General features: G+C 67.0%; 13 protein-coding genes. 8 read left to right on the top strand and 5 right to left on the bottom strand.

All coding sequences use genetic code 11. The features are described from left to right. Window positions 1-12 precede the first annotated feature (12 nt). Together WAZ62_RS13095 and WAZ62_RS13090 are read left to right on the top strand one after the other, a co-directional pair. Window positions 13-144: a 3D domain-containing protein gene (locus WAZ62_RS13095; protein ID WP_422643981.1), complete on the top strand. Its 132-nt coding sequence runs from the start codon at window positions 13-15 to the stop codon at window positions 142-144. After that, on the top strand, window positions 141-704 hold the full coding sequence (locus WAZ62_RS13090; RefSeq protein WP_422643980.1) for a Smr/MutS family protein: 564 nt from the start codon (window positions 141-143) through the stop codon (window positions 702-704). The genes WAZ62_RS13095 and WAZ62_RS13090 overlap by 4 nt, the downstream gene beginning before the upstream one ends. Before the next feature lie 5 nt (window positions 705-709). Here the strand turns inward: WAZ62_RS13090 and WAZ62_RS13085 are convergent, their stop codons facing one another. Continuing rightward, window positions 710-1,183 carry a c-type cytochrome gene (locus WAZ62_RS13085; RefSeq protein ID WP_422643979.1) on the bottom strand — a complete coding sequence of 158 codons (474 nt, stop codon included), beginning with the start codon at window positions 1,181-1,183 and terminating at the stop codon, window positions 710-712. Window positions 1,184-1,333: 150 nt separating this feature from the next. Next, window positions 1,334-1,786 carry a nuclear transport factor 2 family protein gene (locus tag WAZ62_RS13080; protein WP_422643978.1) on the bottom strand — a complete coding sequence of 151 codons (453 nt, stop codon included), beginning with the start codon at window positions 1,784-1,786 and terminating at the stop codon, window positions 1,334-1,336. Between the two features lie 80 nt (window positions 1,787-1,866). Here WAZ62_RS13080 and WAZ62_RS13075 point away from each other — a divergent pair, with 80 nt between their 5' ends. The 3 genes from WAZ62_RS13075 (at window position 1,867) to WAZ62_RS13065 (ending at window position 3,886) form a co-directional block, all read left to right on the top strand. After that, entirely contained in the window at window positions 1,867-2,409 is a 543-nt protein-coding gene (locus WAZ62_RS13075) for a winged helix-turn-helix transcriptional regulator (protein ID WP_422643977.1), read from the top strand. Then, a complete protein-coding gene (locus WAZ62_RS13070) occupies window positions 2,406-3,287 on the top strand; it encodes an alpha/beta fold hydrolase (RefSeq protein ID WP_422643976.1) in 882 nt (293 codons plus the stop codon). Before WAZ62_RS13075 ends, WAZ62_RS13070 begins: the two co-directional genes overlap by 4 nt. A 365-nt stretch (window positions 3,288-3,652) precedes the next feature. Then, window positions 3,653-3,886: a hypothetical protein gene (locus WAZ62_RS13065; protein ID WP_422643975.1), complete on the top strand. Its 234-nt coding sequence runs from the start codon at window positions 3,653-3,655 to the stop codon at window positions 3,884-3,886. Window positions 3,887-3,989: 103 nt separating this feature from the next. Here the strand turns inward: WAZ62_RS13065 and WAZ62_RS13060 are convergent, their stop codons facing one another. The 3 genes from WAZ62_RS13060 to hslV all read right to left on the bottom strand — a co-directional run bounded on the left by WAZ62_RS13060 (window position 3,990) and on the right by hslV (window position 6,747). After that, entirely contained in the window at window positions 3,990-4,667 is a 678-nt protein-coding gene (locus WAZ62_RS13060; RefSeq protein ID WP_422643974.1) for a hypothetical protein, read from the bottom strand. Window positions 4,668-4,897: 230 nt separating this feature from the next. Next, window positions 4,898-6,202 (bottom strand): ATP-dependent protease ATPase subunit HslU, encoded by a 1,305-nt coding sequence (gene hslU, locus WAZ62_RS13055; protein ID WP_422643973.1) that lies wholly within the window; start codon window positions 6,200-6,202, stop codon window positions 4,898-4,900. Then, window positions 6,199-6,747 (bottom strand): ATP-dependent protease subunit HslV, encoded by a 549-nt coding sequence (gene hslV / locus WAZ62_RS13050; RefSeq protein WP_422643972.1) that lies wholly within the window; start codon window positions 6,745-6,747, stop codon window positions 6,199-6,201. Before hslV ends, hslU begins: the two co-directional genes overlap by 4 nt. Window positions 6,748-6,855: 108 nt before the next feature. Here hslV and ddpX point away from each other — a divergent pair, with 108 nt between their 5' ends. From ddpX to WAZ62_RS13035, 3 genes are all read left to right on the top strand, one after another. After that, entirely contained in the window at window positions 6,856-7,404 is a 549-nt protein-coding gene (gene ddpX, locus WAZ62_RS13045; protein ID WP_422643971.1) for a D-alanyl-D-alanine dipeptidase, read from the top strand. 27 nt (window positions 7,405-7,431) lie between these two features. Next, entirely contained in the window at window positions 7,432-7,845 is a 414-nt protein-coding gene (locus tag WAZ62_RS13040) for a Rap1a/Tai family immunity protein (protein WP_422643970.1), read from the top strand. A gap of 4 nt (window positions 7,846-7,849) precedes the next feature. Next, a partial coding sequence (locus tag WAZ62_RS13035; protein WP_422643969.1) for a DUF6635 family protein occupies window positions 7,850-8,475 on the top strand: 626 nt, incomplete at its 3' end.

Here is an 8,475-nt window from a genome sequence, read left to right as displayed (position 1 = left end):
ATCCGGGGTCCGGTGCGGGGCGATGTCTTCTTCGGGGCCGGCGCCGAGGCCGAACGGCTGGCGGGCGCCATGAAGCAGAAGGGCCGCTGGTGGCTGCTGCTGCCGGCCGAGGTGGTCGCCCGCATGGCGGAGCCGGCGCCGTGAGCCGCAAGGGCGAAAAGGGGCCGCGCGGCATGTTCCCGGGCCGGCCGCCCTCGCCCGAGGAAGAAACCCTGCTGAAGACGGCGATGCAGGGTGTCCGTCCGCTGAACGCCGGCCGGATCGCCCCGGCGCTGCAGCCCCTGCCAGGGGCGAGGCCGCGCCGTGTCGTGACAAGGCTTGAAATCCCCCTGTCCGGCGAGGCGCCAGCCCCCGGCGCCCGCATCCACACGATGGACGGCGCCAAGCAGAAGCGCCTGATCCGGGGCGAGATGCCGATCGAGGCCCGCCTCGACCTGCATGGCCTCACGCAGGAGATGGCGCACCGCGCCCTCGACCGTTTCCTGATGGCCTGTCATGCCGGGGCCTTGCGCTCGGTCCTCGTCATCACCGGCCGGGGCCGCGGCCCGATCGACGAGGAGCCGGACGGCGTGCTCTATCGCATGGTGCCACGCTGGCTGAACGCGCCCGACCATGCCCACCGCGTGCTGGGCTGGCATCCGGCCCAGCGCCGCGACGGCGGCGAGGGCGCGCTTTATGTCGTCCTGAAGCGCGCCCGCGACTGATCCCGTCAGGGGAATCGCACGACCGGCCCCGATGGCGTCTGGCCCGGCGGCAGATAGTCCGGCGCCGGCTGCCCCGCGGGGCCCAGCGACGTGACGAAGGCATGGATCGCCCGCAGATCGTCCTCGGTCATGGCCTGGAGGTTGAACCAGGGCATGGGCGGCCGGGTCCGCAGGTGTTTCGCGTGATTCACCCATTCATCGGCGCTCATGCCGGCGAGCAGGAGCCGCAGGTTGGTGGCATAGGTCATGCCCCAGGGCCCGCTCATGCCGGTGCGGTCGCCGGTCAACCACAGGGCATCGTCGACCGCGCCGGCCGCCGGGCCATAGCCCGGGGTATGGCAGTCGTTGCAGCCCGCGACGCGGACCAGATAACGGCCCCGGCTGACCGGATCGGTCGGCTCGGCGCCGGGGGCGGCCAGGGTCGCGGCGCCCGCGAGGACAAGGCCGGCGGCGGCGATGGCGGCGATCTTCAATGTCATGATGGTCTCTACAATCCTTGAATCCATGAGCCCGGTGAGGCGGGCGCCCTGGCCGGGACGGACATCCCCCCAGGGCAGCGGGAAGATGCGCGCCCGCATGACCGGCGCCCATGACGGCCGTCACAAAACCCGGGTGACCGCCGTCACAGATCAGTCGCTGATCGGGGCGGCCCGCGCTTCGGCGACACCCCTGGCCGCCAGCCGGTCGAGGGTGGCGACGAGGCCCGCCGTATCGGGGCAGATGACGAGGCTGGTCGCCTTGCCCCAGCGAAGGGTGAGGACATGGAGGCCGCGGTTGCGGGTCTCGACCCCGTCGGTGCCGCTGTTCCGTTCCTCCCAGGTCGCGGTGACGATCGTGTGCCAGGGACCGCCGGCCACCTCGATCGTGTCGAGGTCGAAGGCGATATCCGGCATCAGACGGTAAAGCCTTTCGTACCAGCGCGCCGTGGCCGCCAATGTGTGGCGCGTGCCGCCGAGGGCCGAGTCCCCGAGCAGGCGATGTTCCAGGCGGGGCGCGAATTGCCTCAATACCGGTCCAGCGTCGCCCCGGCTCACCGCTTCGAACAAGGCCCGCACCTTCCGTTTCACGATCATGTGATACATGGCTGGCTCTCCAGTGAGTTCAATGATGATATCCACATCCGGGCATTGAGTTCAATGAGGGAACTGAATAGGATTCCGCCATGCAGAGAACCAGTTTCGCCCGGATGCAATGTTCCCTGGCCCGCGGGCTCGATGTGATCGGTGACGGTTGGACGCTGCTGATCCTGCGGGACCTCTTTCTCGGCCTCGATCGTTTCGACGATCTCGTGGCCAATCTCGGTATTTCCCGCAATCTTCTGACCCGGCGCCTGACGCTGCTGGTCGACAATGGCATCGTTGAACGCCGGGCCTATACGCGCCGACCCCTGCGCCATGCCTATGGTCTGTCGCCGGCCGGGGCCGATCTGGTGCCGGCGATTCTCGCCCTGACCGCCTGGGGCGAGCGCTGGGCAAGACCGGCCGAAGGTAGCCCGATGATCTTCATCCACGAGACCTGCGGCCAGCCCTTCGAGGCGAAAGTCTGCTGTTCCGCTTGTGGCGGCCGGATAGAAGCCGGTGCGGTCAGGGTCTTGCCCGGCCCGGGCGGGGCGGCTAAACCGGGCACCATGGTGCTGGCGCGCCGGCTCCATGAGCGGGCGGAAGCCGACAACGACAAGAAAATCGAAGGGGAGGGGACAGCATGAGGGGTCTTGGCCCGACATCGCAGCGTTTCTACAGCCAGGGCCTGCGCCTGCATTATGTCGACTGGGGCAATCCGGACGCGCCGCCCCTGCTGCTCGTCCATGGCGGCAACGACCATTGCCGCAGCTGGGACTGGGTGGCCCAGCGCCTGTGCGACCGCTACCATGTGATGGCCCTCGATCTGCGCGGCCACGGCGACAGCGACCATGCCCCGGGCAGCCATTATCCGACCCATGGTTTCGTGCTCGACCTCGCCCAGCTGATCGAACAGCGCCGGCTGGCGCCCGTGAATATTCTCGCCCACAGCTGGGGCGGCGCCGTGTCGCTGCTCTATGCCGGCATCTATCCCGAGAACGTCGGCCGGCTGATGGTGATCGAAGGCTGGGGGCCGTCGCCCGAGGTCCTGAAGAAGCACGGCGACCTCGCCCCGCACGAGCGCCTGCGCCAATGGGTCGAGGGGACGCGGGCCGTCGCCCACAAGCGGCCGCCGCGCTATGCCTCGATCGAGGATTGCATCGCCCGCATGAAGGCGGCCAACGGCCGGCTCAGCGACGAACAGGCGCGCCATCTGACCCTGCACGCCGCCTTCCAGAACGAGGATGGCACCTGGTCGTGGAAATATGATCCCTATGTCCGGGTGATCAGCCCGGCGTGGACACCGCCGGCCGAGATCATGTCGACCTGGTCGCGCATCGACTGCCCGGTCCTTCTGGTGCGCGGCACTGAAAGCTGGGCCAGCGATCCCCTGGCCGATGGCAAGGCCGCCTGTTTCCGGGATGTCCGGGTCGAGACGCTCGAGAATGCCGGGCACTGGGTGCATCACGACCGGCTGGACGATGTCGTCGACCTGGCGGGCGATTTCTTTTCACACTTAATTTAAGGTGATCAATCTAATATTATCGCTCTCCATGTGTTTTATGCTTGAAACCGGCGCCGGGGCGCCTAGATTAACGTCGTCGACCCATGGTGGCGGCCGGGTGGTCCCCGTTACGGACCCGCGGAATTTGACGGGAGCAGCTTGCGCCGCGTTATCCCAGCTAAAGCGCCACGGCGAGCGTCGTGGTTCCCCCAGACAGAGGAGCGGACCCGTGAATACAATCGAAACAAACGCTGAACCGAGAACCTGGCGCGGCATTGCCGGCTGTTACTGCCGAATGTGTACCGCCTGACAAATAATTCCGAACAGGAATCCCAATTTTGTCACGATCTCGCGATATGGAAGACGCGGGACGCCAGGAGAATACAATGTCTATTACTTTCGAACCCGAGTATGGCTCGGTCGAGGCCGTCACCATCGAAATCGACGAGATCACGGCGGGCCTTGCCCTGCGCGAGCGCACGGGCTTTCGCTTCATCGCCTCGGACCCCCGCTTCCGCCTGCTGGACGGCAGCCGTTTCCGTCGCCTGAACCAGATCGAGGCCGCGGCCCGCCGGATGGTTCTCGCCCATTCGGCGGCGGAACGCCGCCGCGCCGCCTGAGGCGAACGCGACGCGCGCATCGGATGACTTCATCCCCCGTCCGGTGCGTGTCGGGCGGCGGCCCTGCCGCCGCCCACGCCATCCTCGATGAAGTCGCCAGGCCTCAGTTGCAGGCCTTGGTATCCCCCGGCAAATTCTCGATATTGCCCTTGGCCATGAAGCGCGTGCTGATCGGCGCGGCATCGGCCGCGGCATTCACGTCGCGGAATGCCGGCTGGGTTGCCGTTCCGGAAACCGCGTAGCATTTGGTCGTCTCGTCCTTGGCGCTAAAGCCGAGGCAGAGCTGACCATCCTTGGCCGACCAGCTGCCCGCGCGCGTGCAGTCGCCGTCCTTGCGGGTCAGCTTGCCATCGGTGCCGTAGTAGTCGACCGTGACCTTGCTGTCACCCTCGGTGATATAGAGCGTCTTGTCGGCCAGCAGCGCGGTCAGATCCGTCGCGGCACCCAGCTGCGGAACCACGGATGCCGGCGCGCCGCCGATCGGAACCATGTTCAGCACGATCGGTGTATCGTATTTATTGTCCGCGCCAACGGCGGAATCGACGATCGAGGACACGCCGAGGGTCAGGACGACGTCGAGGGCGATATTGGCCGCGATGGCCGCCGACGTGCCGGAGTGGCTGAGCGCCACCGCCTGCTGATAGCCGGGTTTGTCACAACGGATGGTGATGTTGTACTTGGTCTTGCTGACCGAGAGACTGGCCGGCGTCGAGGGCAGCGTGCCGATCACCGCGCCCTCACGCTCGAAGACGCAGGAAGCGCCCGGCGGCGTCGTGTTCACGGCGATATCCTGGGACGTTCCCTCAACGATAGCCGCACAGCCCCCAACCGCCAGCGTCAATGCCGCCGCGGCCACAACTTTCGCAATGTGCATTCTTCAACCCTCGCAACCCAAACCCATGCGGCATGGAGAATTGCGAGGCGCGCTCGGAAAATACAGCGAAAAATATTAAAATGGGAACTTTTAATACCGGAGGGTGAAGCGGCGCCACACCGCTTCACCCTGTTCGATCAGAGAATGAACTTCGACAAGTCCGTGTTGGCGGCCAGCATCCCGACATTGGCGGCGACATAGGGGGCGTCGACGATCACGGTCTGACCGCTGCGGTCCGAGGCGGTGAAGCTGATCTCGTCCAGCACCCGCTCCAGGATCGTGTGCAGGCGCCGGGCACCGATGTTCTCGACCGTCGCATTCACCTCGGCCGCCACCTTGGCGATCTCGGCGATGCCATCGGGCGTGAAGTCGAGGGTGACGCCTTCCGTCTGCATCAGGGCGACATACTGGCGGATCAGGCTCGATTCCGGCTCGGTCAGGATGCGCTCGAAATCCTCGCGCGACAGGGCTTTCAGCTCGACCCGGATCGGCAAGCGGCCCTGCAATTCGGGCAGCAGGTCCGAAGGCTTGGCGATATGGAAGGCGCCGGAGGCGATGAACAGGATATGGTCGGTCTTCACCGCGCCATGCTTGGTCGCGACCGTCGTGCCCTCGATCAGCGGCAGCAGGTCGCGCTGCACACCCTCGCGCGAGACATCGGCGCCGCTGCGCTCCGAGCGGGCGCAGATCTTGTCGATCTCGTCGAGGAAGACGATGCCGGCGTTTTCCGTCACCTTGATCGCTTCGGCGGTCACGCTTTCCTGGTCCAGCAGCTTGTCCGATTCCTCGGCCAGCAGCAGGTTGTGGCTGTCCTTGACCGTGGTGCGCTTCGGCTTGGTGCGCTGGCCGAAGGCCTTGCCCAGCATGTCGCCGAGATTGACCATGCCGACGCCGCCCGGCATCCCCGGGATTTCCATGCCGCCCAGCGGACTGGCGGTTTCGGCGACCTGAAGCTCGATCTCCTTGTCGTCGAGTTCGCCGCCGCGCAGTTTCGCGCGGAATTTCTCCCGCGTGTCCTTCGAGGCGGTCTCGCCGACGAGGGCGTCGAGCACGCGGTTCTCGGCGTTCAGCTCGGCCCGGGCGCGGACGTCGCGGCGGCGCTTCTCGCGGGTCTGGGAAATGGCGACCTCGAGAAGGTCGCGCACGATCTGCTCGACATCCCGGCCGACATAGCCGACCTCGGTGAATTTGGTCGCCTCGACCTTCAGGAAGGGCGCATTGGCGAGCTTGGCCAGGCGGCGGGAAATCTCGGTCTTGCCGACGCCGGTCGGCCCGATCATCAGGATGTTCTTGGGCTGGACCTCGTCGCGCAGATCCTCGGACAGTTGCTGGCGGCGCCAGCGGTTGCGCAGCGCGATGGCGACGGCGCGCTTGGCCTCGTGCTGGCCGACGATATGGCGGTCGAGTTCCGAGACAATTTCGCGGGGAGAGAATTCACTCATGATTCGATGACTTCGACGGTGAGATTGCGATTGGTGTAGACGCAGATGTCGGCCGCGATGCCCAGCGCCTTGCGGGCGATCACCTCGGGGTCGGCTTCGTAGTCGATCAGGGCGCGCGCGGCCGAGAGGGCGAAATTCCCGCCCGAGCCGATGGCGGCGATGCCGCCTTCCGGCTCCAGCACGTCGCCGGTGCCGGTCAGCACCAGGATCGTCGTGGCGTCGGCGACGATCAGCATGGCTTCCAGCTGGCGCAGGTATTTGTCGGTGCGCCAGTCCTTGGCCAGTTCGACGCAGGCGCGGGTCAGCTGGTCGGGAAAACGCTCCAGCTTGGTTTCGAGGCGCTCGAACAGGGTGAAGGCATCGGCGGTGGCGCCGGCGAAACCGGCCATGACCTTGCCATTGCCGATGCGCCGCACCTTGCGGGCATTGCCCTTGATCACGGTCGGCCCCAGGCTGACCTGGCCGTCACCGGCGATCACCACCTTGTTGCCCTTGCGCACGCCAAGGATGGTCGTGCCGTGCCAGACGGGGATATTGTCGCTCAAGGGTTCATGTCCTCGGGATGCTGAATTCAGGGCTCTTATGTAGCGATCGCGGACGAGACCACAAGCACCGGCGTTTGTGCACCCGCGCACATCTGGCACACTGCAGCCATGCTGACCGAAATCACCCCCGGGGCCGACGGCCCCTTCTTCGACATCGCCTATGCGACGGCGAACAACATCACGGGCACGCCGATCTATGGTCGCGGTGCCTGTTTCCTGCACCCCAGGGCGGCGGAAGCCTTTCACCGGGCGCGGGCGGCGGCGCGGGCGATCGGCCTCGATCTTCTCGTCTTCGACGCCTTCCGCCCGACCGAGGCACAGTGGAAACTGTGGCAGGCCCTGCCGGACCCGACCTTCATCGCCGATCCCCGTCTCGGCTCCACCCACGGTCGGGGCGTCGCCGTCGATCTCACCCTGTGCTCGCCCGAGGGTGTCGCCCTCGACATGGGCACCGGATTCGACGAAATGACGGTGCTGTCCTATCACGCGGCGGCGGTGTCGCCCGAAGCCCGCCGCAATCGCCTTCTGTTGCTGGGCGTGATGGCCGAGGCGGGATTCGTGCACAATGAATTCGAATGGTGGCATTACAATCTGCCGGACCCGGACCAATATCCCTTGCTGACCGATGCCGCCGCCGGCACCCATATGATGCCGTGACGACGAGCAAACGCCGAGGAGACACGCATGAATTCCCCTTCGACCGCGCTGGCGGCCGCCCTCGCGGCCGTGCTGCTCGCGGCGCTCGGAGCGCCGGCCCTGGCCGAGGACACGCCGCCGCGCGACATCATCTCGGGGGCGGATTTCCGGGCGGTTTGCGGCGCGGCGGGTCAGGCGCTGTCCAGTCCCCCGGGGGAAGGCAGCCGGCCAGCGGCGCGCCGCTGCAAGGATTACCTGAAGAATTTCTTCCAGATCGAATCGGTGCGGCCGGTCGTCCCCAACGATCAGGTCATGTGCATCAACGGCAGTCTGAAATGGCAGGACATCGCCGACCAGGTGCTGGACTGGGGCAAGGGTCGCGGCGAATTCGACGACAAGCCGGCGGATGATCTGGTGCGGGCCGCGATGCGCGCCCGCCATCCCTGCCCGCAAGGCAATTGAAGCCATGCCCGCCGCCCCTGCCCTTCCGGATCCGGCGCAGGCGGGCACGCTGGTCGATCGGGCGATCAGCGACTATGTCGCGGCCTGCCATGGCCGGGTAATCGCCTTCGTCGACCGTCATTTCTCCTTTCGCGGCAGTCTTGCCCTGCATCGGCGGGCCGTCGGCTGGGATCTGGCGCGGGCGCCGGCCAATCTCCTGCTGTCGGTGCCGCAGCTGGGCCTGCGCCTCGCCGGCGGGGGGCTTTCCCGCGTCGGGGCCCACAGGACCGGGGCGCGGATCGGCGCCGTCGATCTCCTCTACCGGACCGATGTCGCCCGAGGCCTCGGCCTCGCCATCGAGCAGGAACTGCTTCAGCTCGGCGAGGCGGCGGGAGTCGATGGCGTCGCCGCCAGTCTCGCGGCCGATCCCCTGGTGGTTTCCGCCCTCGGCATTCTCGAGGCGGCGCAGGCCCGCCGGCTGGATGATGCCGCCTTCCGCGCCCGCCTCGACGAAGCCATCGCCCGCTATGCCGCGACCCGGGTCGCCGCGGCCGAAATCGCCACGGCCCTGACCAGCCTCGGCATCGGCGCCATCGCCTTCAAGCAGCTGACGCCGGGGCTCCTGTCGCTGGGGCCGGTGCTGGCCGGGGC

This window comes from Zavarzinia sp. (genome assembly GCF_049306435.1).
Taxonomy (GTDB): Bacteria; Pseudomonadota; Alphaproteobacteria; order Zavarziniales; family Zavarziniaceae; genus Zavarzinia.
This window is presented reverse-complemented; position numbering and strand designations above follow the sequence as displayed.

What these genes read in the sequence shown, in the direction of transcription:
- WAZ62_RS13085 (WP_422643979.1), bottom strand. Translation starts at nt 1,183, where the DNA reads ATGACATTGAAGATCGCCGCCATCGCCGCCGCCGGCCTTGTCCTCGCG.
- WAZ62_RS13080 (WP_422643978.1), bottom strand. Translation starts at nt 1,786, where the DNA reads ATGTATCACATGATCGTGAAACGGAAGGTGCGGGCCTTGTTCGAAGCG.
- WAZ62_RS13075 (WP_422643977.1), top strand. Translation starts at nt 1,867, where the DNA reads ATGCAGAGAACCAGTTTCGCCCGGATGCAATGTTCCCTGGCCCGCGGG.
- WAZ62_RS13070 (WP_422643976.1), top strand. Translation starts at nt 2,406, where the DNA reads ATGAGGGGTCTTGGCCCGACATCGCAGCGTTTCTACAGCCAGGGCCTG.
- WAZ62_RS13065 (WP_422643975.1), top strand. Translation starts at nt 3,653, where the DNA reads ATGTCTATTACTTTCGAACCCGAGTATGGCTCGGTCGAGGCCGTCACC.
- hslU (WP_422643973.1), bottom strand. Translation starts at nt 6,202, where the DNA reads ATGAGTGAATTCTCTCCCCGCGAAATTGTCTCGGAACTCGACCGCCAT.
- ddpX (WP_422643971.1), top strand. Translation starts at nt 6,856, where the DNA reads ATGCTGACCGAAATCACCCCCGGGGCCGACGGCCCCTTCTTCGACATC.
- WAZ62_RS13040 (WP_422643970.1), top strand. Translation starts at nt 7,432, where the DNA reads ATGAATTCCCCTTCGACCGCGCTGGCGGCCGCCCTCGCGGCCGTGCTG.